This window comes from Streptomyces sp. NPDC057438 (assembly GCF_042802995.1).
Lineage (GTDB): Bacteria > Actinomycetota > Actinomycetes > Streptomycetales > Streptomycetaceae > Streptomyces.
Genome location: NZ_JBHVDD010000014.1, coordinates 13,103 through 35,933 on the forward strand (window position 1 = coordinate 13,103; position 22,831 = coordinate 35,933).

The following is a 22,831-nucleotide window of genomic DNA, read 5'->3' on the forward strand; positions in this document are numbered from 1 at the left end:
CGACCGCCGCGTCACCTGCCGTCGAGGTAGAGCCCGCCCTTCTTGAGCATGTGCGACGCGTACGCCCTGCCCACGAAACCCTTGCGCCGGCAGAGCCCCACGTACTGGCGTGCGCTGTCGACCACGACGGGCCGTGCCGTGATGCCCCACTCGTGGCGTGCCTGACCCTCCGCCCACTGCACGGCGGCCGGGTCCACCCGGTCGCTGACCAGCACGGGGAAAAGACATATCCCCGTCTGCAGGCCGGCCGGCAGCCCGCCCTTGACGCGCTTGGCGTACTCCATCGCCTGGAAGGTGAACGTGCCGATCGTCGGCATCGTGATCTCCGGGACGGCGACCACCACCGTGAACAGATGCATCTTCGCCATCCACCGCAGCCGGAAGTCGGCCCGCCGCCCCACGAGCACGGGTACCCCACCCCAGTCTTCCCACCAGGTCTGGCATTCGTCGGCGGCGAGGCGGGCGGCCACGGAGGTGACGTAGGCCTGGGTTGCCTGGGAGGGCGACTGCTGTGGATGCATGGCCGGATCATGCACCCACCGGCGCACCGCTGGGAAGGCGGGGTCGCGTCACGCTCCCGTGGTCGAACCGGGCCGCACGATCATCAGGACCGTGACCGCCGCCCACAGCAGGTTGAACACCCCTGTGAACATGGCGAGTCGGGCGGTGGCCCGGGCGTCGACGGTGATGGTCCCGGCGTCGAGGGTGGTGCCCCCGGTGCCCCCGGTGCCTCCGCTGTCGGTGGCGGTGCCCCCGATCCCTGCCAGGATCTCCTCCTGCCGGGGCAGCACCAGCGCCAGCAGGACCATCGCCGCGAGGGCGGTCAGCAGCATCGACACGATCAGCCAGGCGTCGTTCAGCACCCCCATGCTCATCGCGGTGGCGAACCCGAGCACAGGCACCGCGATGCCCACGCCGCCGTACACCCGGCAGATCCGGTGCAGCAGCCGTACGGCCGCCACCGCCCGTTCACTGCCGGGTTCGGCGAGCGCCTTGCGCGCGCTCGGCGGAAACATGCTGGCGGCGACGGTGACGGGCCCGACGGCGATGATCGCGGCGAGGACGTGGAGGGAGAGCAGGAACTTGGTCACGGGGGGACGGTAGGTCGCGTCGAGATCCGGTGGAAGTGGCGGGATTGCCAGGGGGCAACGGATTCTCGCCAGCCACGGAATCAGGGGTCACAGTGGACTGGGGATGAGGGGCGCGGGCTGAGCAGGCTTGGCGGAAAACCGGTGCAGACATACGCTCCCGCCATGCACACCGTGGCCGTACTGGCGCTCGACGACGTGATCCCCTTCGACATGTCGGTCCCCGTCGACACCTTCGGCTGGGCCCGGCTGCCGGACGGCCGGGAGGCGTACCGGGTGCGGGTCTGCTCGGTGGAGGAGGGCCGGGAGGTGACAGCGGGGCCGTTCGCCGTGCGGGCGCCGTACGGGCTTCAGGCGCTGGCCGAGGCCGACACGATCATCCTGCCGGGGACGGCGGACCCGACCGTACCGCTGCCGCCGGAAGTGACGCGGGCGCTCCACGCGGCGGCGGCGAGCGGCACGAGGATCGCCTCGATCTGCGTCGGTGCGTTCCTCTTCGCGGCGACGGGCCTGTTGGACGGGCTGCGCGCCACGACCCACTGGATCGCGGCCCCCGACCTGGCGGCCCGCCACCCGGACGTCACCGTCGACCCGAACGTCCTCTACGTCGACAACGGCCAGTTCCTCACCTCGGCGGGCGCCGCCGCGGCGATGGACATGTGCCTGCACATGATCCGCAGGGACCACGGCTCGGCGGTCGCCGCCTTCACCGCCCGCATGTGCGTCATGCCGCTCGAACGGGAGGGCGGCCAGGCCCAGTTCATCGTCCAGGACCAGCCCTCGGCCCCCGCCGGCGCGACGATGGAGCCCCTGCTGCGCTGGCTGGAGGAGAACGTGGAGCGGGATCTGACCCTGGACGACATCGCCCTGCACGCCGGCACCAGCGCCCGCACCCTGAACCGCCGTTTCCGCGAACAGACCGGTACGACGCCCCTGCAGTGGCTGCACCGGGCACGCGTCCGCCGCGCCCAGTACCTCCTGGAGTCCACCGACCACACGGTCGAACGCGTCGCGGCCCAGGCGGGCTTCGGCTCCCCGACGGCGTTCCGGGACCGCTTCAAGAGGGTCGTGGGGACGAGCCCGTACGCGTACCGGCGGGCGTTCCGGGGGGAGTGAAGCGGCCGGCCGTGCCCCGCCAGGGGCGCGGGGAACTGCGCGAGCGACCACTGACGACTCGCCACGCGCGGCCGCGACCCTCGTCCGGACGGAAGCCCTCACCCCTTCCGGCCGGTGACCACCCATTCCGCGGCCCGGGCGTAGAAGGAACCCCCTACCCCTTGCGGTCGGCCACCGCCCACGAGGCCAGCGCCATCACCCCGGCCACCCCGAACACCGCCGGCCAGGCACCCACCTTCTTCGCCAGCGGATGCGACCCGGCGAACGCGGCCACGTATCCCGCGGTCAGCGCCCCCGCCGCCCCGCCCCCGGCCGCCTGCTGCCACTGTCGGGCCGCCGCGGCCCCGGCGACGGCCAGGACCGCCCCGCCGAGCGGCCGCTTCTTCGTCCAGCGCGCCACCCCGTACCCGCCGATGAGCCCGCTCGCGGCCACCGCCGCCGTGGGGATCCTCGCCATCACCGTCTCCTGTCGCAAGTCGTTGCCGACCTCGCGCGCGATGCCGTCATCGCCGCCGTCGACCGGCGTGATCGAGGCTAGCTCCGGGGCGCCCTCGGCACGCGAACCTGAGTCGAGGGTTGTCAAGTTTCTTCCTCCGAGCTATATAAGAAGCCGTAGGAATTCAGAGGGCATCGCACCCAACGTCAGAAGAGAGGAGTGCCGTGATGCTCATGCGCACCGACCCCTTCCGCGAATTCGACCGACTCGCGCAGCAGGTGTTCGGTTCCGACAAGCGGCCCGCCGTCATGCCGATGGACGCCTACCGGTCCGGTGACGACTTCGTCGTCCACTTCGACCTCCCGGGCATCGACCCGGAGACCATCGACCTGGACATCGAGCGCAACGTCCTGAACGTCCACGCCGAGCGCCGCTCCCCGGCCCCCGAGAGCGCCGAGATGGTCGCCGCCGAGCGCCCGACGGGTGTCTTCAGCCGCCAGCTGTTCCTCGGCGACACCCTCGACGCCGACCGCGTCGACGCCTCGTACGACGCCGGCGTCCTGACGCTGCGCATCCCGGTCGCCGAGAAGGCCAAGCCGCGCAAGATCCAGGTCAGCGGCGGCGCCGACCGCCGCCAGCTCAACCGCTGACCCGGTACCACGCCCACGGTGGAGGGGCGGGAGGGTGAGACGCACAGGCACCTGTGCCTCTCACTCCTCCCGCCCCTCCCGCGCGTCCGCCCCCGGCTGCCCGTTCCCGGGGGCCGGACCCCGACCCACCCGCTCCCGCAACTCCCTTCCCCGGCCGCGCAGTTGAGCCCCGCCGAAATGTGATCCACGCCACTGCGAAGGTGTGGGGGAAGTGGTTCGCATCACCCTGGCGGCCTGGCATGCTCATGCTGGCTACTGGGAGGTAACCACCGCGTGCGCACGGTCATGAGGACCGCTGTGCCGCCCGGCCCACCCCTCACCGCCAGACGCCACCTCACGACTCGCGCCTGCTCTCCGGCCTGCCGTCATGGCGTCTACGCCATGCCGCTCAGCCGTCCCTCCTGCCCATCTGCCCATCTGCCCTTCCTGTCCCTCCTTCCCTCCTGTCCCTCCTTCCCTCCTGAAGCGCACCCCCCTGTCACCGCTCCCGAGGACTCACGCGTGCACAAGCTCAGAAGACATGCCCTGGTCACGGCACTGTCGGCGATCACCGTCGCGACCCTGCTGGCCACCGGCTGCGCCACCGAATCCCCCACCACCACCGGCCGGGCGGCCGCCACCACGGCCGAGACCCCCGGGCCCGGCGCCGCCGGGGAACAGCTCGCCGTCGTCTCCGCCCCGACCGACGGCGCCGCCCCCACCGCCGTGGCCGACGCCGACGCGGACGCCCGCGGCGAGGCCGAGAAGTCCGCGCTCAAGGTCGCCTCGTACGACCGCAAGAGCGGCCGGGCCGTCATCGCGGCACCCCCGTCCCGCCCGGACGCCGAGCCGTCGGCGACCCCGTCGCGGAGCGACACCCCGGGCACCTCCACTCCGGACGCCTCCGACACGCCCCCGGACTCGGGCACGGGCTCGGATTCGGACTCGGACGCCGTGAAGCCCGAGGCCGCCGTGGCCGTCGGCGACGTCATAGCCAGCGCTCCCGCCCCCGGCGCCCCCGACGGCGTACTGGCCGAGGTGACGGAGATCGTCGACACCGCGGCGGACGGCGGTACGACGGTCGAGACGGAGCCGGCCACGCTCGACGCGGTCCTCGGCGAGCGCGAGGCGAAGGGCACGGTCCCCGTCGACCCGTCCACCCTGGAGGTCGACCCGCTCGTCCAGGGCGTGAAGGTCTCCTGGGCCAAGACCGGCGACCTGACCTTCGGCCCCGAGGGCGCGAAACTCCCGCTGGGCAGCCTGCGCATCGACGTCGGCGCCGCCGTGGAGACCGCCCCGGGCGCCCCCGCCTCGGCCGCCGCGTCGGTCGAGGGCTTCGTCCAGCTCGCCCCCGAGGTCGCCTTCTCGTACGACGGCTCCGGCTCCGGCACGGGCTCCTCGCCCGGCGGCGCGTTCCTGGGCCTGACCGGCGACTGGGCCTCCCAGTGGTCGCTGAAGGGCCGCGCGGCCGGCTCGACCGACGGCAAGCCGATCCGTATCCCCTTCGCCGAACTGCACGCCGACCCCGTGATCCAGGCGGGCCCGGTCCCGATCGTCGTCAACCTCGACCTCGTCTGCTACTTCGAGGTGACCGCCGACGGCCGCGTCACGGTCGACGTCGAGCAGGACCTCAAGGGCGACTTCAAGGTCGGCGGCAACTTCACCTGGTCCAAGGGCTGGCAGGGCGTCAGTGAGTCCCACATGACCGGTGAGCCCCTGAAGACGACGGTCACCGCCGTCGGTGACGTCAAGGCCGCGATGGGCGCCGAGGCGACGGTCGGCCTCTACGGCACGGTGGGCGTCACCGCCGACGTGGCCCCCTACCTCCGCGCCGAGGCCGACGCGACCGCCGAGGGCTCGGCCGACGGCACGGGCTCCGCCTCCGGCTCTTGGGCCCTGTACGGCGGCATCGACCTCACCGGCACGCTCAACATCCAGCTCTCCATCTTCGGCACACCGATCTTCCAGACGAAGATCCCGCTGGGCGCGCTGCACGAGGAGTGGCTGCTGACGAAGGGCGAGGCGAAGACGTAGCAAGCCGCTCGGACTTGCGTGGCGCGGGCCCTGTCCCCCACGGGGGGCAGGGCCCGCAGGGCGGAGAACCCCGACCGAAGCGGGGGAGAGAGAATCGCGCCATGGGGACCCCGAAGCTCACCGCCCGCGCGCTCAACCGTGCCACGCTCGCCCGTCAACTCCTCCTCGCCCGGGAGCCGTTGACCGTGACGGAGGCGGTGCGGCGCATCGTGGCCGTCCAGGCCCAGCAGCCGGCCTCCCCGTACATCGCCCTGTGGAACCGCCTGTCGCCCTTCGACCCCACCACCCTGGACGCGGCACTCGCCGACCACCGCCTGGTCAGGGCGACCCTGATGCGGGTCACGGTCCACATGGTGCGCGCCGACGACTACACCCCGTTCCGCGAGGCCGTGGAACCCACCCTCCGGGGCTCCCGCCTGGGCGATCCCCGCTACCGGGCCTCCGGCCTGACGGCCTCCGACACCGACGCCTTCCTCCCGCCCCTCCTGACCTACGCCGACGCCTCCCCGCGCACGGCCGCCGAACTCAGAACCTGGCTGGACGACCACCTCGGCACCGCCGTGGCCCTGGACTCCAGCGCCCACCGCATGCTCCGCCACTACGCGCCCCTGTGGCACGCCCCGACAGGCGGCCCCTGGTCCTTCGACACCCGCCAGTCGTACGTGGCGGCCTCCCCGCGCCCCGCACTCACCGACCTCGAAGCGCCCCCTGCGGCCCTGCGCACCCTGATCCGCCGCTACCTCCAGGGCTTCGGCCCGGCATCGGTGGCGGACATGGCCCAGTTCGCCCTGGTCCAGCAGCACCGCATCAAGGAGGCGCTGTCCTCCATGCCGGACGAACTCGAAACACTCCAAGCCCCCGACACCAGGACAACCCTCTACGACATCCCGGGCGCCCCCCGCCCCCCGGAGGACACCCCCGCCCCACCCCGCCTGATGGCCATGTGGGACAGCACGCTCCTGGCCTACGCCGACCGGGGCCGCCTCCTGCCCGCCGAGTACCGCAGACACGTGACCCGCGTGAACGGCGACGTCCTGCCGACGCTGCTGGTGGACGGGTATGTGGCGGGGGTGTGGCGCCCGGTCGGCGAATCGATCGAGGCCACGGCTTTCCATCCGCTCCCGGACGGGGTCTGGGAGGCCCTGGCGACGGAGGCCGCCACCCTGCACGCCTTCCTCACCACTCGCGGAGACATGACCCCGTACGGCCGCTACGACCACTGGTGGGCCAAGCCGTTCCCGGAAGCGGCGGAGACTCGGCTGCTCTCTTTCGGGTGAGGGCGCCCCGGAGTGTGGTGCCCTCTCTAAGTTTCGAAGTACTTTCAAAGTCATGAGTGCCGGGAGAGCGGCCGTGAACTTCTCCGAGCTGGTGAACAAGAACAAGCAGACACTGGCCCGGCTCCAGGAATCGCCGAGACTGCTTCTGCACCGCAGGGACGGCGAGGACCTGGTGCTCACCACCGCGGCGCGAGCCGAGCAGGACCAGACCGTCGTGTCGGCGGCCACCCGGATGCTGGCCGCGATGGCCCGCCGCGAGCCCGGCAGCATGGAACTGCTCCTCGACATACTGCCGGACGCGTTCCCCTGGGTGCGCTTCCTCTCGGAGGCCGACGTCCACGCCTTCGCCGTCGAACTGGTCGACACCATGCGCGCCGCGGACTCCGTCGGCAACAGCGCGTCCGTCGCCCAACTCCTCATCGCCTGGCAGCACACGGCCGAGATCCACTCCGACCCCGGACTCCTGGCCGCACTGACCCGAGACCACTCCGAGGACTACGGCTCGGTCCCCGATCCTCGGGACGTCCCATGACGCCGGGCCGCGGAGACCCCACCGCACCACCGGCACCGGACGGCCACTGCGAGAAGTCCGCTTCGCGGACGCGGCCTCCGTCGGCCGGCCGCACGAGGCCTGGCGACGGGGTGCCGCCACCGTCCGACCCGGGCGGGCAGACGGCGAAGCGGTCGGCCCAACACGAGGAGAGCCTGCCCGCGTACCTCCTCGACGGCCCCGCGGCGCTCTCGAACGGCCCGGTCCGACGCGGCGTCCTCAGCGCGCATCCCCTTCCGTCGGGCCTCGGCCGCACCCTGACCCGTATGGGCAGGGCCCTGGACCGCGACTCCGACCTCGACACCGACTCCACCCCGGACTGGGGCGGGGGCTTCAGCTGCGGGGGCGGGGCGGGGATGGGGGTGGTGGCGACTGAGGCTCCGCTTATGGGGGTGTAAACGTCCGGATGCTCGTGCGGGATCACGCGAAGAGGAGCGTCGGCTCGGCGAGGATGTCCCGCCCCAGTTCGCTCTTGTAGATCAAGTCGATGCTGCCGAAGCGGGCGTGGGCGTAGTCCAAGCCCAGAGCCGTCACGGCATCCCGCACGGCCGCCCGGAAGAACTCTCGATCTCCAGGAAGGTGTCCAGCTCCGGCCAGGTGTCGAAGTCGTAAGTGACGCCGTCCAGTTGCCATTCTTCGCGGTAGTTCTGCTGGTAGCGGACCTGCCGCAGACCGAGCGCCGTGAGCAGCTCTGTGGTCTTGGCCAAGTCATCGACTTCGATTCCGCTCTCGGTGGTTCCGTTGATGTGAGTGGCGTCGGTGACCTGCTTCAAGGTGAGCGTGGTCCTGCCGCCCTCGTCCCGCAGGCGTAGCCACTGCCCCCTGCACCGCGTCGTTCTCGAAGATCAGACGGGTGAACATGGTCCTGGGGAAGACCTGTTCGGCCCCGGCGGCCCGCAGTGCGCCGACGGTGCTCTGTACGTCGATCTTCAGGAACTTCGCCTCGTACTCGTGTTGCGCCACAGCTCTCCTTCACAAGTGACAGCTACTGCGCGTCAGGTCGCGGAACTCCTGCTCGCGCACTTCAGTGATCTCGCTGCAGACAGCACTGTCCAGGAACTGGCCCAAGGGCAGACACAGGTCCATACGCTGAATACAGACACCTACGTGGAAGGTCCCCTTGGGGTCTCGGTAGAGACGGACCCCGTAGTAGCCCTCCTGGCAGTCGGTCGGGCTGTTGAAGCGGCATCTCGCACACGTCTCCGGCAGACGTACCTGACGAATGTGCTTGGCCTTGATCAACCTCCCACTGGGCAGCCGGTACGAGACGCGGAACCCTGACGCTCCGGCGATGAGGTGGATCTCCTCCGGCACGGCTCGTAGTTCGAGTAGTCGGTCGATGGCGTCCAAGGACACGTCGCCGTATGCGAGCGAGGACAGGACCCGTGACGAACCGCAGTCAATCGACGAAGAGTGTCTCGACCTTGTCTCGCTCCGGATGGCAAGGGCCTTCCTTTTACGAGTGTGCTGGCTTCCTGCGCTTCAGAGCGTCGATGAAGAGGCGCCAAGCATCGCTGCCAACGGCCACGACGTGGCCGTTCGGATTTTTGGAGTCACGTATGAGTGCGAGGTCGTCGGATATTGCGCACTCCACGCACTCGCCCCCCGCGCCGTTGCTGTACGAGGACGTGAACCACGTCGGACGGTCGTCGTCGCAGGTCCCTGCGATGTTCATCTGGCGCATTCCTTCAAGACGGACTTGATCAACTGGGCGGATCGCTGAGGGCTCAGAGCTGCTGCGCGCAGGCCGTCGAACGCCCTCGTGTACTCACGAACATGGTGCTCGCCTTCCAGGTAGACGGCATCGGTGATGCCGTCCCGGTAGACCAGATCCGGGTCTTCCGGGGCGGGGAAGCCGAGCATCGTGAACGAGCCTGTCGCCGGGCAGGTCCCCGAGTCGAAGGGGAGAACCTGCAAAGTGACGGACGGCAACTCGGCGGACTCCACGACGCGCCCCAATTGTTCCCGCATCAGCGCCCTGTCCCCGACGACGTTGCGCACGGCCCCCTCGTTCACGACGAACCAGGCATCGGGCGCGTCGGGACGAGCGAGCATGGCCTGGCGCTCCATGCGAACGCGTACGGCTCGGTCGATGTCCTGGACGGACATGTGCGCGCCCGTCGTGTGGAGTTCGCGGGCGTACCCCTCGGTCTGCATGAGGCCCGGCAACAACTCGCACTGATACTGACGGAGCACCGAGGCGTCCTGCTCCAACCCGATGTAGATGTTGAACCATTCGGGGACGCCCGCACCGTGCACCTGCCACCAGCCGCGGGTCTTGGCCTGCCGAGCCAGCGACTTGAGAAACTCGCGCAGCTCGTCGCTCGTGCCATGGAACCGGCACAGGGCATCGATGTCGGACGGTTGTACCCGTCCGCTGCCCGTCTCCATCCGGTTGACCTTGGAGCCGCTCCAGTCCAGCGCCGCTCCGACCTGGGCGCACGTGAGCCCGCTCTTCTCGCGAAGCTTCTTCAGCTCGATCGAGAGACGGCGACGTCGCGCCGTCGGTGAACCGGCCATTTCAACCCCTTCAACCATCTGTCGGATAGCGGGCGTTCAGTCTTGCGCCAAGGGGTGTGCCTGCCAATCACTCGGAAGTGGGAATCCCGCCGTGCACATTGCATAAAGAGATGGGCCGGCTGCATTCTTGCTGCGGGCACTACTCACTGTGAGTAGGCATGACACTCCGTCGAGCATGGGTCGTCGGGGTGGAGTCGGCATCCGACGAAAGAGGTTCGAGTGATCCAGAAACCGTGGGTGTCTCGGCAACCGTGGGACTTGACCTTCACAGCCGATCCCGAGGAGGTCGCCGCCCTGAGGCGCCTGCTGCGTCTTCACCTGGGACTCTGGGACCTGGGAGAGATCGTTGACGAGGCCCAACTCTGTGTCAGCGCACTCGTGTCGAACGTCATCACGCATGTCGGTCCCGGCACCCCGGCCACCCTCACGGTCTCGATGAGCGGCGCCCGCCTGCGCATCGAAGTGCATGATCCCGACACCCGGGCCCAGCCCACACTCATAGTCGCGGATGCCGATGCGGAGTGCGGACGCGGCATGGCCCTCGTCGATGCCGTCGCCGACCGCTGGGGTGTTCAGCTTCATGACGGCCGGAAGGTCACTTGGTGCGAGTTGGACACGGGGGGCCTGCCGCCGATCGGTCGCTTCGACGACCCTGGTGTGTCGAGAGCCGAGACGTTGCTCGGCGTGTACGCCACGACGAAGTCGCCGCCCGCTTCGAGCGTCGACAACAGGCTGAGCACGGTCATGGCCGAAGAGGCGGTGATCGGTGTGATCACCGACCTCCTGCACTGGCTCCGGGCAAGTGGCAAAGACCCGGACCAGGTTCTGGACCATGCTCAGACCAGGTTCGAGGCGCAGATCCACGCAACCGAGAAGACGCGGTGCTCAGGCCAGAACCGTCCTGTGAAGACGCGGAGTTGACGGGCGCGTGCGGAGCGTTGTGCCGCGGGGTCGGCAGCAGGCTCAGCCTTCTCCTTCTGCCGGCCCGCACGGTACCGACGTCACTGGTCCAACAGACTTACGAAGAAGCCCAGACGGGGATCCTCCGGCGTCCCGACGAGCAGTGCGCGATCGAGCAAGATGTTGTTCTGCTCGCAGCTCGTCTCGGGGAGCATCACGCACGCGTGGCACGCGGCGAGATTGGTGCCGCCCGCGCCGGACGCCTCGGACTCCACACAGAGCGGGTCGGAGGAGCACCACGCGGCACGGTGGACGGCCGAGCGGATCGCCTGGTCGAGACGCTTCGGCTCGCCCTGTGCGACGAGCCCGCCGAGGCTGCCCGCCGAGTCGCTCGTCGCGGTGTAGATGAGCACTCCCGCCATGTCGTCAGCGGTGTACAGGCGCTCGCGCAGGGAAGCGGCCGGATAGCCCGCGTCCAGGCTCCACTCGTTGATGAGGACGTGGGCCAGGGTGTGCAGCAGCACCATGCGAGGGGTGGCCGGGGAGGGAACGACGCTGCTCGGGTCGCCGGCCCGTTGCTCCAGGACCCGCTGGTGAGCGGTCCGCATCCGCTCGACCCGCGAGGCCACCGCCGTGGCCCTCTCCCAGGTGCCTAGCCGGTCCTCGTCCAGGCGGAGGAAGACCCCTTCGCCGCGCACCTCCATGGCCGGGAGCCAGCGCAAGGGAGAGCTGGAGAGCGGCATCTCCTTTGCCTCGGTCGTGGAGTCGGGATCGGCGAGTCGGGTGAACGCTTTCAGAGCGCGTACCTCGCGGAGCTTCTTCACCAGCATCGGCCCCGTGACGCCGAGCGGGCCGAGAATGCTCTGGTCGCCCAGCGGGCTCTCACAGACGAACTGCTCCTCGTGGGAGTCCTCACCCTCGTCGTTGCCCGAGCGGAGACGCTCGTACTCCTTGTTGCGGAGGGCGAGATAGCGATGGTCGAAAGTGGGGCCCGCCTCGCCGTCGGAGTCCTCCTCGCGCTCCGCGTCGAGCAACTCCATCACTTCGTCCAGCGGTACGGGGCAGTTGCCTTTGAAGACACCCTTCAGATAGATCTCGACGTGCTCGCGGCTGTCGTACACGCGGAGCGCGTCCCAGTGCTCGGCCAGCGGATCCGCGCGACCGTTGCTCCACGGAGGGATGGAGAGCGCCGACTTCAGCACCGGCTGCCACACCGTTGAGGAACCGCGCTGAAGTGTGCGCAGCGGGAGCCCGCACTCCTGGGCCGGAGCGCCTGTGCCGAGCCACGGGCGGGGTCCGAAGCACTTGAGGCCCAGATCTTTCAGAGCGTTCCTGCGGAAGGAGCCCTCCATCGAGACCTCGGGAGCCTTTCCGCAGGTGCAGGAGACGAGGATCGAACGCAGTGAGGACGTACGCCCGGACGTACGCAGCTTGAGCTTCCCCCCGCACTGCCCGGTCGTCGAGGCACCCCGGTCCTTGGAACGGTGCACCCACTGCCAGTACGGGAACTCCCCGAGGTGCCCGGCCTCGCACGCGACGACGAAACGGGAGGGGACGAGGTCGGCGCCGCACGTGCCGCAGACGCTACGACCGGCCGGCGGGTTGAAGTCACGGTGCCGCTGCAGGTCGTCGCACTCGGGGCAGGAGTGCATCAAGGGGAAGCGCCGGACCCTGAGACCGTCCTTGCTGCTGTCCCCGGACGCGGGCGGCAGCCGGAAGTAGTCGACGCTGAGCAGGCGGGCCAGTCGTCGTTCGTGGATCCGAGGCGATTCGTCGATGCTCCAGCTGTGATCGGCTTCGTCCAGGCCGGAGACGACGAAGGACTCGGCGTCGACGGCGATGAGCGATCCGATGCCGTACGTGGTGATCGCCTGGGCGCGGCGGACCGCACCGCGTCGCGGGAGATTGTGGGCGGGGACGGAGCCGTTCGCGCCGGTCCGACGGCGGCGGGCGGGGGGCGGGGTCATCGGGTTCCCTCCATGAACAGGGCGGACTCGGCGTCGACGTCGCGGAGGCTCCACAGCGTGGCCCAAGCCTCGGCGTCCTCGGACTCGTCGTCGTACGCCTTCAGGAGCGAGGGAGCACGGCTGCCCCGTTTCGGCTCGAACAGCAACTCACTGTGATTGCTCGCCTCCTTGCACCACCACTCGACGAATTCGTCGAAGGCATGGGACGTGGCTTCGACCTCCTCGGGGCTCACCGCTTCCACGCGCTTCAGGAGCACGGACTTGATGCGACCTCGGAGGATGGGTTCGTAGGACTCGACCTTGCCCGCGCCAGGGTTGGGGCGGGCGTCCTCGATCAGGATGCGGGCCAGGGCGACGATCACCGCGTGCAGGCCCCGGTCGCGGGCGCGCGCGGAGAACGGTGTCACCGAGGTGGACTCGACCTCACGGTAGAGCGCCGAGTGGAAGTGCTGGAAGCTCTCGTAGTGGGAACGGTCTCGGGACCGGGTCGAGTTGAGCATGACTGTCACCAGGCCGGGGTGCGCGCGGCCGACACGGCTGGTCGCCTGGATGTACTCGGCAGTCGTCTGCGGCTGGCCCATCACGGCCATGAGACCGAGGCGGTCCACGTCCACGCCCACCGCGATCATGTTGGTGGCCAGGAGGACGTCCACCGCGTCGTCGTCGGGGAACCTCTTCTCAATGCCTTTGAGACGGGTCGGAATCTCGCTGGCGTCGACTCGGCTGGTCAGCTCCGAATAGTTGGTGACCGGGCGGACCTCTACCCCCTCGCGCGCGCCGAGCAGTTCCAGATAGGCCACCACGTCGTCGTGGACCTGGAGCTCGGCCGCGGAGAGCAGCCTGAGGCTGTTGAAGTAGCCGACGAGACTCCAGTACGCGTCGCGAACCTCGTCGGTGGTCTCTGCGTTCTTGGCCCGGTGCAGCAGAGTGGCGTACGTGCGGATCAGCAGGGTGGACTGACTGGTGCCGGGCGCCAGGAGGCCGACATAGCGGCGGCTCGCCTTCTCCTCGCGGGGTGTCTCCACGGCGAACCACGAGTCGCGCGCGTCCAGGCCGGCGGGCGGGAACTGGCGCACGCCGCGTGCGAAGAGGTGGCGTCCTTGGTCGGCGGCGCGACGGATCGTCGCCGTGGAGGCGATCACCTTGGGACGGCCCGCCAGCGCGTCCACGGCGGTCTCGTACAGGCCGGTGAGGGTGCCCAACGGGCCCGAGATCAGGTGGAGTTCGTCCTGAATGATCAGTTCCGGGGGCGGAGTGTCACCGTTCAGGTCGTCGAGGTTGAAGAGTGCCGCTGTCTCCGGGCGCCACGGCATCGACGCGAACTTGTCGACGGTGGCGATCACCAGTGTCGGCCGTGCGTCGTACACCGCCTCGTCGATCAGGTGGACGGGGAGGCCGTGGGCGAACTCGCAGTCAGTGTTGGGACAGCGGACGTGCATCCGCTTGGCGTCCACGTCGGCCTCGTAGTTCCGGGCGTCCAGGCGGGTTCCGCACCAAGGGCAGGCGTGCAACTGGACGGGATTCTCGGTGGCGAGGCGCTTGTCGAGGTTCCTGCGCAGCTCGTCGAGCTTCTGGTCCGCCACGGCCAACTTGTTGGGGGTGGCCGAGCGACCCACCCACATGCCGATGGAGAACTCTTCATGCCCCAACCCGGGTGTGTGGCGCCGCATTTTCTCCATGGCGCAGAGAAGGATCGCCGCACGCTCGAACTGCTGGAGGGTGAGCAGCCGCAGCGTGTAGCGCATGAGGACGGTGACGCCACCGCCATCCGCTCCCTTGCGGATACGACGCAGGAACGACGTGAGGGCGATGAGACCGAGATAGGCCTCGGTCTTGCCACCGCCGGTGGGGAACCACAGCAGGTCGGATACGTCGCGGTCTCGGTGCCCGGGGTCGTGGATGCCTGCCAGGCAGAGCAGCACGAACGCGATCTGGAAGGGGCGCCAGCGACCGGCGGCCGGGTCGGGGGCTCCGACCCGGCCGCTTTTCACCCAGGCACTGCGGGCGCGCTGGTCGGCCATGGCTTTGTTGGCGAGCCGGAACGCCCTCATCAGGTCGGGCTCGGTCCGCAGCAGCTCGATGCCCTCGCGGATCCGGTCGAGCGCCTCACGACAGGCTTCCACCTGTTCCAGCGCGGGCTGCTCGTGGGCGTCGCCCGTCAACGCGTCCGCTTCCGCCGCCTTCCGGTCGATCCAGGCCTCATATCCGGTGGCGAGATCCTCCAGAGCGGTCAGGACGTCGCTCTCGGGCTTCTCGGCCAGCCCTAGCATGGACAGCGCCGAGCTGTCGATCTCCGGATTGGAGTCGGTGAGCAGTACTTCCACGGAAGGCACGAACTCGCTCCGCACCTCCGCGACCGCGGCCCTTCGGGTGTCGGTCATGCCGACCGGTGGTGGTGTCCAGTCCCATGCGGCGGCGCAGCCGTGGCCGACGGCGAAGGTCGGAGCGTGGCGGTGCAGCAGCCTGCTGGTGGCGACCTCCGGGTCATGGGCGAACGTTGGCGCGGGGCGCTCGACGAATGCTGTGGAGCCGTTGATCGCTCGGACGGTCAGGCCGCACTGGAACAGGGAGAACGCGTCCTGGAGTTCGCGTTCGCCGACCTGGTGGGTGTTGACGAGTGTGACGGTGACCGTGACCGTGCCGGTGATCGGGTGAGGGCGTCGGACGTTGACCCGCAATCGGACCCCCGCGCCGAGTTCGAACTTCCTGTCGGGGGCGGGAGCGGTCACGTCGACCTCGGTGTCCGGCAGCTCCAGCTCCCTGCGCCGCCACTGCTCCCGCTGGTCGGACGTGGTCCGAGCCTCGGCACGCCGAGCCTCGATCGACTTTCCCTCCGGATCGGTGGGTTCGTAGAGGGCGGCTCGCGCCGAGACGACGATCGCGTCGCTTATGGCCGGGTCGACCGCGAAGGTCAATCCCATCGACGACGGACGGCGGGAGCTCGCGGCGCCCACCTCCTGCGCGGTACCGGACTCCTCGACGTTGTCACCCGTGCGCAGCGGAGCGATGTCCAGGCCGTCCTGCTCGGCATCGTCCTCACGGATCCGCTGCTCCGAGGTCGGGTCGGCCGGTCGTGGGTAGAGGACCCCGGTCAGGTACCGATCGATCGGCGCGTCCTGGGTGAGGATCTCGTCTCGGTCCTCAGCCGTGGCGTCCACAGTGGGGCCGAGAAGCTCGCGGCGGAGCCCCACCAGCAGATCCTGGTCCCTGACCCGGTAGTGCTCGGAGTGTCGGCCTGCCACCTGCGTCATGTGCGCTGCTCCTCGTTCTCGTCAGCCCGTCGATACCTGCCGATGCCGGTGATCCGAGGGGCGATCCATGCCCCACGGTCACCGAGCCCGGCGTTGGCGCCGGCCGCGGCGCTGCCCGTCACCGTCTCCAGGGTGTCGATCCGGGTGCCGTGGATCTCGTCGGGCCACCAGGGTTCCCATGTCCGGTTCACCTTCTGCACCTGGAACAGTTCCTCGCGGAACCGCTCCGACGCCTCACCGATCTCCCGACCGTCGTGCAGCAAGGCGTACGGCGGGCTCTGGTACTCACCCATCGGTACATCGTGCCGCTTGCGCAGTACGACTTCCTGTCCGGGGCTCACCTGCGCCAGTAGGTACGCCTGGGTCGCGACCGCGTCGGTCTCGTGGCCGGGTGGGTTGTCCCGGCTGACGTCCCCCGCCTCGACCACGAGGCCGAACCTGTCGTACGACCGCCATCCGCCGACATAGCGTCGACCGTTCTTGCGCCCGCCGGCCCTTTTGAAGATCGGCAGCTCGGGTGCCCCTGCGTGATACAGGTCCTCGCGGGCGCGAGTCATCGCCACGTACAGGGCTCGGGCCTCGGCGGGGAGATCCAAGTCGTCCTTGTACTGCTTGCGCAGCTCGGCGATGGTCGGTGGGGTCAGAACGATCACCCGGTCGAATTCGAGCCCCTTGGCCCGATGCACGGTGGAGACGACGAGGCGCGCGGTCTCCGGGTCGGCAGCGTCGTCGGGGAACCTGCCGTCTGCAACTGCACGACGCAGCCGCTCCAGATCGAGCACACCGCGTCCGGCCGCGTGGGCGACCCGGCGCAGGACCGTCCACAGGACGGTCACGTCGGGCTCGTACGGAAAGGGGATCTCCGTGAGCACCGAGCGGAACCGGTCCTCGGTGAGGCCGGTCGCTTCGGTGCGGCGCAGCAGCTCGGCAACCCAGTAGGGCACTGGCCGCTCTTCGAGGGGGCGCCGCAACCGGTGCTCGACGCCGTTCTCGTGCAGCAGCTCGGAGATCACCAAGGCCTGCCGGTTGTCGCGGGTGAGGATCGCGCAGGTGTCGGGGAAGGTCCGCAACCCTTCCAAGGCGAAGGGGTCGGTGAGGTCGCCCAGGTCGTTTGCCGGATCAAGGAGTAGTTCGCGCAGTTCCTCGTACGCGGTCGCCGCCTCGTCCGCGTCGATGACCTGTTGGAGCCGGGGACCGTGCGTCAACGCGATCCGGGCCTCGGCGGTGACGGCGCGGAAGTTGCGTGTGAGGCGCATCTCCACGAGTTCGTCGGGGTACGAGCCGCGCAGCCAGTCGAAAAATCGACCGGTCTCGTCGGCACGCTCGGCCAAGTCCTCGATCTGGAAGCCGTACACGGACTGGGCGGCGTCGCCGACGACGGTGAAGCCGCAGCTGTCTTGGTACCGGTCGAGTAGGGTCTCCACCAGCTCTCGTCGCCCGCCCACCAGGTCCTGTACCTCGTCGATCACGACATGGGCGGGCGGGACGGCGTCGCCGGTCTCCAGCGCGCCCTCCTCGACCGCCTGAGTGGCGGCACCGATCCGCTCGTCGAAGCCGACCGCACCCCACTCGCCGTACGGCTGCCACTGAAGGAGCACCCCGTATGCCCAGGCGTCGAATGTCTGCGCCCGCACCCGCCCGGCCCGCTCCCCGTGCCGGGCGATGCGCTCGCGCAACTCGCGGGCGGCGGCCCGAGAGAAGGTGAGCACCAGGATCTCGGCGGCCTCCAACGCCTCTTCGGGGTCCTCATGACCGCACAGCGCGTCGAGCCGGCGCACCAGAGTGTGCGTCTTGCCTGCCCCGGCGCCCGCGGTGACGAGAACACGGGCGTCCCAGGGCTGCTCGACCACGGCCCGCTGCTCGTCGGTGAGCGGTGGGCTGTCGAGGTAGGCGTCGGTCACGTTCTGCTCCACAGGTGCTCGAACTCGGTGAAAGCGAGTCGGGTGTCGAAGTTCGCGATGTTGTCGCTGACGTTGAGGATCAGACAGGTGGGCTTACCGCCGTTGCGCGGACCACGCAGGCCGCGTCCGATCATCTGCTGATAGACGTTGGTGCTGTAGACGGGGCGGGCCACCACCACGGTACGGGTGGCCGGGGCATCGAATCCCTGGGCGAGCACGCCGTAGTTGGTGAGCACCTGGATGCGTCCCTCGCGGAACTGCTCGACGCGTGTGCGGCGGTCCTGGTCGCTGGTCGTCGCGTCCACGGCCGCGGACCGGATGCCCCGGTCGTTGAGCATGGCCGACAGGTACTTGGCATGGTCGACGGAGGTGGCGAAGATCAGCGTCGGCCCGTCGTCGACCACATCGACCACTGAGTCGACGATGCGCCTGCTGCGCGCGTGGTCGTCGGCGAGCCGCTGCTCGGCGGCACGGGACAGCATCGCCATCCGTTCGGCCTGAGCCTTTTCGTCACGGGTCAGTTCGATCCGACCACCTTCCAGCGTGCGGTGTTCCACCTGCGCGAGCATCCCCCACTCCTGGAGGTCCCGGTACGGATCACCGGACGGGAAGACACCTTCGTCGAGCCGACGGTTCCCGAAGCGACCGACCAGACGGCGCGTCTCCTCCTCGTTGGTGTTGCGGAAGGGCGTGGCCGTCAGACCGAGCAGGTGTCGACCGGTCTCGTACTGGGTGAGCCCCAACTGCCGCAGAATCGCGGTGTACCGCGGGGAGACGGCGGTGTGGGCCTCGTCCACGATCACCAGTGAGGCCTGACGCAGCCACGTGTACGGTTCGGTGTCCAGGCAGCGGTCCAGTTTGGCGTCGGTGGCGACCACCAGATGCGGGTGGTCGAGGACGTTCCCGACCTCGTTGCCGCCCCAGAGCCGGCTGATGGTGAGCGGACGCTCCGCACCAACCTTGCTCCAGACGAACTTCCAGCTCTGCACGGCCTGTTCGCACAGTTCATCGCTCTGCGCGATCCACAGCAGCGGTCCGCTCAGGTCGTTGACGCGCTTGACCCAGCGGATCACGGCCTCGGCGGTGACCCGGGTCTTGCCCGCGCCGGTCGGCAGCGACAGCATCCCGCGCTGGGGAGCGAGACGGTCGAGCATGGTGGTGATGTTGCGGACCAGATCCTCCTGGTACGCGTGGAGGCTCGGGAAGTCCCGAGGCCCCTCGATGATCTCGAACGCCGCTCGGGACGGGGTGCGGGAGCCCGCGAAGGACCCCGGAAGCTTCAGGTCCGACACGAAGGAGACGGCGGACGAGGAGCCGGTGTAGGCGACGGGGGCGTCGGGGAACCTTGCCTGGATGTCGCGGGCGTGCTGATGGAGGACACCGTCGCCGTGCGCGTTGAAAGCCATCTGCGCGATCCGCCGTCCCGAGGGTTGTACGCCGTCGGTCGCCTGCAGCTCCGCCTCCATCAACCCTTCGGGGAGCCCGATCCGGAGCGCCTCCGCCCCGACCAGCAGCTCGATCTTGGTGACCACGTCGTCGGTGTCACGCACGGCCTTCCGGGCCGCCTGCATCGCGCCGTCCCGGGCCATCCGGTCCTGATGTTCGAGCACGGCCCGGCAGCCGGACGCGCCCAGGCCCAGACCCAGTTCGCGGTCGATCAGCCGGAGCATCGGTTCGGGATCCAGCGGGACACGGACCTTGACGGTGCCGTCCTGGCGTACGGCGTCCAAAGGGGTGCCCTGGGTCCCGTTGGGCGTGCGGGTGACCTCTTCCAGCTCGATGCACCGCTGCACCAGACTGTTCCTGTTGGAGCTGTTGAGGTGCCTGCGCAGGCCGGGATACAGCTCGACCAAGGGGACCGGATCGCCCTCGACCACCTCACGGGTCTCCCGGCTGATCATGTCGGCGTAGCGGAGCATGCCCCACTTCTCGACCATCAGTTCGGCATCCCCGGCGGTCGGCACGAGCAGCGCGGGGAGCTGCTCGGCGCGGAGAACCCCGTACTCGGCAGGACCGACGGCGATCGTGATCTCGTCGTCGGGACGGGTTCCCCAGGTGTCCCCGATACGGCATCGGGTGAGGGCGTCCTCGGGGAAGTCCGCGCCGAACCGGGTCAGCATCACGTAGGTGGCGCCCACGAAGGAGTCGTCCTCGCTTCGGGACACCTCGTCGAGGAGCGTGGCCCAGCGATCTGCCGGAACTTCGTCGACCGTCGACGGAAGCCGCAACTTGCGGGCCTTTTCGGCAGACAGGTCGGCGACCGGCAACACATCACGGTAGGCAGCGAGTTGGGGGCCCACGGCCTCCTTCAGTGGCTTGACGCCCTGGGAAGTGGCGGCGGTGCCGTAGTTCCACAGCATCCAGCGGATCGGGGATTCCACGGCTTGCCGGGTGCTGCTCTGCGCACCGATCTGACGGGTCCAGTTGTCCACCACGGCGTCGTCGGGAAGCGCCTTGAGGAACGCGGCACGGGACTCTTCGGAGAGCAGGCGGAACAGGTGAAGCGGGCCGCCGATGGCGGCTCCCTCGACCTTCACGCGGCTGAGCGCGGGGCGCTGCGCGCGCTCGTCCAAAGTATGCAGATAGGCAGAGTGCATGGCTTCCCGATACTCCTCGAACCAGGCCTCGCCCTCCTTCGGGCGCACTCCTGTGGTGGGCCGGTCCCGTAGACCGACTTGGGCGAAGAAGGCCACGTCGTCGGAATGGAACGCCATGTCGACGGCGACGCTCGGGTCACGTCGCGCGTCGACCACCCTGCCCGGAAGCATGCAGTCCTGGATCGGCCGGAACCTTCCATCGGCGGTCCGCACACGCAGAGTGGAGGTGGGCGTTGCAACCCGCTCCAACACCTTGTGCGTCAACTGGCGGGTCCCGGCCTTGCGGAACAGCTCCCAGAATCGCTGCCACTCGGCGTCCCGGTATCCGTCGAAGCCCTGGTCGAGGACGCTGACGAAACGCCCTTCGATGTCTGCCTCGCGGATGCCGAGCACGTTGAGAGCGTGGGCCAGCGACGGGTCCTGGGCGAGTGCGTCGTCCACATAGACAAGGGATTCACGCAGCCCACCCTGGTCCGCGCGGCGGAACACCCGGCCCGGCACGGGGGAGACGAGTCCGTGCTCCTCGGTGAGCACGATGCGTGCCTTGCGGGCCTCGTCCGCGAAGGGGGAGCCGACCTCGATCATGTCTGCGAGGATCCGGACGGCCACGGCCGAAGCCTCGGCGGTACCGCTCCCGACCAAGGCCTCCAGCCAGGCGCGGACATCCGTTCGCTCGTGCCGGGCCGCGTCGAGGATGTGCTCGACCTTTCCGGAACGCAGGAAGTCGGTTTCGACGCTCGGGTGCAGCCAGTTCGAGGGGCGCCCGGGGCACTCGTGCCACATCCGCAGCCACCCGGCCAACCGCTTCAGATCCTTCTTGTCGAACCGGGGGTGGATGCGCAGTTCGGCGGGGGCGCGCAGCACACCGTCCTGGTCGGGCAGCGACGGACGGGTTGCGGCCCGGGCCCAGATCTCCCGAGTCAGGAACTCGTCCGCCCAGCTGATCGACTCCTTGACACGTCCGGGAAGCAAGGGGAGGTAGGCGGCTGGGTCCTCGGCGGGCGACAGCGCGGGAAGCGAGTCGACGACCAACGCCGCCGACACCCTGATCATCTCCTGGTTGAAAGGTGAGGAGTCGAGCAGGTTCTGCCGGTCCTCGTTGGTTTTCCACGCTCCGTTGAGGATGCCGCTCAAGGACATTTCGTACTTGGTGGGGAAGAAGGACCAGAAGCGGCCGCGGCCACGGATCCGCGAGTTGACGTACAGGCCGGAGGACGGGTCCTTCTCCAGGGCGGGAACGCCCCAGGAGAGGTCGAGGGAGACACGGTCATGGAGTTCGCCGGCGTCCGCGCGGGCCGCAGGGCCGGGCGTGTGCGAGGTGGTGAACACGCGCCAGCGGATGGTGGTTGCGGTCTTTCCGCTGCGCTCCTCGATCACGGTGTGCAGGTCCCCGGCCTGCTTCGTGGTCAGAACGCGGAGTGCCGCAGGCCGGGGACGACGGTCCTCCAGAACGACCTTGGCGACGTGCGGCGAGAAAAGCTGGAAGCCCACAGGGAACTCGTCGCGGGGCTCGCCGTGTTCCCTGGCTCGCCCACCGTGCATGTCCAGGCCCAGCCGGCGGTCCGCCTTCGGCAACAGGGGCAGGCGTACGACGGTGGTCGCCCAGGTCAGCAACTCGTCCAGGACGGGGTCGGTGGCGCGCTTCGCCTGCGCGTCGAGAGGGCGGGCCATCCGCAGCACGGGGGCGTCGAATTCCTGACCGTATCGAGTCGCCACGCCGGGCACGTTCTTGATTTGCTCGTACGACCAGGCGCGGTCGAATCCGAAACTTCCGGTGCTGCTGAAGAATTCCGGCGCATCGGTCACGACGAGGACCGATTTCACGCCCACACCGAACCTGCCGATCTGCCCTCCACGCTTCTTCGACATGCTCATTCGCAGGATGGTCTCGGCGCCCTCGGGGGTGACGGGATTACCCTCGTTCGCGCAGTACAGATGGGTCCCTGTGAGGACGACATGGACCCGTCCACCGGGCTGGTCGGCGATTTCGTCGGCCGCGTTCTGGACGAGTTCGAAAAGCTGACGGTCGCCGTAACCGCCCTGGGTGATACGACGCTCACCATTGGCGTGCTCGGCCACGAGACCGGGGTCTACGGCATAGGTTTTGAGGACACGGGAAGACTGCTCGATAACGGTTTCAATTACCGGAGAGAACGAAGACGACACTGGTCCTGCACTCCTGAGTCAGAGGGTTCGAGTGAGAGTGTGCGTGAGGGCCGACTGCGCAGCACGTTTGAGCTGGTGGAGGGGAAGTAAGGTAAGGAGTCTTCTCTGTGCGGGCCATGCAACCCGCAGTATGTGGTGGAAGAGGCGTCAGACGTCGTCCCTCAATTGAGGGCAATGGGACCAGAACTCGTCTTCACGCGGATGTCCCTTAAGCAGGTATGCCACCTCCTTGGGCGTGATGATTCCCCTGTGCATGTCCAGGAGAAGCAAATTCATGCCGCGTCCCGAATCGAGGTCGTAAGTGTCGTGTGCATGTCCAGGAGAAGCAAATTCATGCCGCGTCCCGAATCGAGGTCGTAAGTGTCGTGTGCATCCATTTCAGGTCCCCCTGTCAAAAAC

General features: G+C 68.9%; 16 protein-coding genes and 1 pseudogene. 7 read left to right on the plus strand and 10 right to left on the minus strand.

The genetic code is table 11. The features are described 5' to 3' along the window. Positions 1–11: 11 nt before the first annotated feature. Together ACFU5F_RS11020 and ACFU5F_RS11025 are read right to left on the minus strand one after the other, a co-directional pair. The gene (locus tag ACFU5F_RS11020) at positions 12–521 is read right to left on the minus strand and encodes a levansucrase (RefSeq protein WP_383885072.1); all 510 of its coding nucleotides are present in this window, start codon (positions 519–521) and stop codon (positions 12–14) included. A gap of 48 nt (positions 522–569) precedes the next feature. After that, positions 570–1,091, minus strand: a complete 522-nt coding sequence (locus ACFU5F_RS11025; RefSeq protein ID WP_383885075.1) for a protease — start codon at positions 1,089–1,091, stop codon at positions 570–572. Between the two features lie 162 nt (positions 1,092–1,253). On the opposite strand from ACFU5F_RS11025, the gene ACFU5F_RS11030 reads away from it, so the two are divergent. Then, entirely contained in the window at positions 1,254–2,204 is a 951-nt protein-coding gene (locus ACFU5F_RS11030; protein WP_383885078.1) for a GlxA family transcriptional regulator, read from the plus strand. Positions 2,205–2,358: 154 nt separating this feature from the next. On the opposite strand, the gene ACFU5F_RS11035 is transcribed toward ACFU5F_RS11030, so the two are convergent. Further along, a complete protein-coding gene (locus ACFU5F_RS11035; protein WP_383885310.1) occupies positions 2,359–2,661 on the minus strand; it encodes a hypothetical protein in 303 nt (100 codons plus the stop codon). A gap of 206 nt (positions 2,662–2,867) precedes the next feature. Between ACFU5F_RS11035 and ACFU5F_RS11040 the strand changes: the two genes are divergently transcribed. The 5 genes from ACFU5F_RS11040 (at position 2,868) to ACFU5F_RS11060 (ending at position 7,528) form a co-directional block, all read left to right on the plus strand. After that, the gene (locus tag ACFU5F_RS11040) at positions 2,868–3,290 is read left to right on the plus strand and encodes an Hsp20/alpha crystallin family protein (protein ID WP_383885081.1); all 423 of its coding nucleotides are present in this window, start codon (positions 2,868–2,870) and stop codon (positions 3,288–3,290) included. 501 nt (positions 3,291–3,791) lie between these two features. Continuing rightward, on the plus strand, positions 3,792–5,303 hold the full coding sequence (locus tag ACFU5F_RS11045) for a hypothetical protein (RefSeq protein WP_383885084.1): 1,512 nt from the start codon (positions 3,792–3,794) through the stop codon (positions 5,301–5,303). A gap of 101 nt (positions 5,304–5,404) precedes the next feature. Next, complete coding sequence (locus ACFU5F_RS11050; protein WP_383885087.1) at positions 5,405–6,580, plus strand: winged helix DNA-binding domain-containing protein; 1,176 nt, start codon at positions 5,405–5,407, stop codon at positions 6,578–6,580. Positions 6,581–6,632: 52 nt separating this feature from the next. Then, entirely contained in the window at positions 6,633–7,112 is a 480-nt protein-coding gene (locus tag ACFU5F_RS11055) for a hypothetical protein (RefSeq protein ID WP_383885090.1), read from the plus strand. Positions 7,113–7,222: 110 nt separating this feature from the next. Then, entirely contained in the window at positions 7,223–7,528 is a 306-nt protein-coding gene (locus tag ACFU5F_RS11060) for a hypothetical protein (protein WP_383885093.1), read from the plus strand. Positions 7,529–7,550: 22 nt separating this feature from the next. Here the strand turns inward: ACFU5F_RS11060 and ACFU5F_RS11065 are convergent. The 3 genes and pseudogenes from ACFU5F_RS11065 to ACFU5F_RS11075 form a co-directional block, all read right to left on the minus strand. Beyond that, a pseudogene (locus ACFU5F_RS11065) lies at positions 7,551–8,093 on the minus strand (CYTH domain-containing protein). Between the two features lie 493 nt (positions 8,094–8,586). Next, positions 8,587–8,814: a DUF397 domain-containing protein gene (locus ACFU5F_RS11070; RefSeq protein ID WP_383885096.1), complete on the minus strand. Its 228-nt coding sequence runs from the start codon at positions 8,812–8,814 to the stop codon at positions 8,587–8,589. Continuing rightward, positions 8,802–9,650, minus strand: coding sequence for a helix-turn-helix domain-containing protein (locus ACFU5F_RS11075; protein WP_383885099.1), 849 nt, complete (start codon positions 9,648–9,650; stop codon positions 8,802–8,804). The genes ACFU5F_RS11070 and ACFU5F_RS11075 overlap by 13 nt, the downstream gene beginning before the upstream one ends. Positions 9,651–9,869: 219 nt before the next feature. Between ACFU5F_RS11075 and ACFU5F_RS11080 the strand changes: the two genes are divergently transcribed. Next, positions 9,870–10,571: an ATP-binding protein gene (locus ACFU5F_RS11080; RefSeq protein WP_383885102.1), complete on the plus strand. Its 702-nt coding sequence runs from the start codon at positions 9,870–9,872 to the stop codon at positions 10,569–10,571. Between the two features lie 80 nt (positions 10,572–10,651). Here the strand turns inward: ACFU5F_RS11080 and drmB are convergent, their stop codons facing one another. Genes drmB through ACFU5F_RS11100 form a run of 4 tightly spaced genes read right to left on the minus strand, consistent with a single transcriptional unit; the run spans position 10,652 to position 22,432 of the window. Beyond that, positions 10,652–12,517 carry a DrmB family protein gene (gene drmB, locus ACFU5F_RS11085; RefSeq protein ID WP_383885105.1) on the minus strand — a complete coding sequence of 622 codons (1,866 nt, stop codon included), beginning with the start codon at positions 12,515–12,517 and terminating at the stop codon, positions 10,652–10,654. Continuing rightward, positions 12,514–15,768: a helicase-related protein gene (locus tag ACFU5F_RS11090; protein WP_383885108.1), complete on the minus strand. Its 3,255-nt coding sequence runs from the start codon at positions 15,766–15,768 to the stop codon at positions 12,514–12,516. Before ACFU5F_RS11090 ends, drmB begins: the two co-directional genes overlap by 4 nt. Next, positions 15,765–17,669: a UvrD-helicase domain-containing protein gene (locus ACFU5F_RS11095; RefSeq protein ID WP_383885111.1), complete on the minus strand. Its 1,905-nt coding sequence runs from the start codon at positions 17,667–17,669 to the stop codon at positions 15,765–15,767. The genes ACFU5F_RS11090 and ACFU5F_RS11095 overlap by 4 nt, the downstream gene beginning before the upstream one ends. Further along, positions 17,666–22,432: a DEAD/DEAH box helicase gene (locus tag ACFU5F_RS11100; protein WP_383885114.1), complete on the minus strand. Its 4,767-nt coding sequence runs from the start codon at positions 22,430–22,432 to the stop codon at positions 17,666–17,668. The genes ACFU5F_RS11095 and ACFU5F_RS11100 overlap by 4 nt, the downstream gene beginning before the upstream one ends. Positions 22,433–22,831: the final 399 nt, after the last annotated feature.

Bases quoted from the DNA above. Each gene is read 5' to 3' on its own strand.
- ACFU5F_RS11020 (WP_383885072.1), bottom strand. From the start codon at position 521: ATGCATCCACAGCAGTCGCCCTCCCAGGCAACCCAGGCCTACGTCACC.
- ACFU5F_RS11030 (WP_383885078.1), top strand. From the start codon at position 1,254: ATGCACACCGTGGCCGTACTGGCGCTCGACGACGTGATCCCCTTCGAC.
- ACFU5F_RS11035 (WP_383885310.1), bottom strand. From the start codon at position 2,661: ATGGCGAGGATCCCCACGGCGGCGGTGGCCGCGAGCGGGCTCATCGGC.
- ACFU5F_RS11040 (WP_383885081.1), top strand. From the start codon at position 2,868: ATGCTCATGCGCACCGACCCCTTCCGCGAATTCGACCGACTCGCGCAG.
- ACFU5F_RS11050 (WP_383885087.1), top strand. From the start codon at position 5,405: ATGGGGACCCCGAAGCTCACCGCCCGCGCGCTCAACCGTGCCACGCTC.
- ACFU5F_RS11055 (WP_383885090.1), top strand. From the start codon at position 6,633: ATGAGTGCCGGGAGAGCGGCCGTGAACTTCTCCGAGCTGGTGAACAAG.
- ACFU5F_RS11070 (WP_383885096.1), bottom strand. From the start codon at position 8,814: ATGCGCCAGATGAACATCGCAGGGACCTGCGACGACGACCGTCCGACG.
- ACFU5F_RS11075 (WP_383885099.1), bottom strand. From the start codon at position 9,650: ATGGCCGGTTCACCGACGGCGCGACGTCGCCGTCTCTCGATCGAGCTG.
- drmB (WP_383885105.1), bottom strand. From the start codon at position 12,517: ATGACCCCGCCCCCCGCCCGCCGCCGTCGGACCGGCGCGAACGGCTCC.
- ACFU5F_RS11090 (WP_383885108.1), bottom strand. From the start codon at position 15,768: ATGACGCAGGTGGCAGGCCGACACTCCGAGCACTACCGGGTCAGGGAC.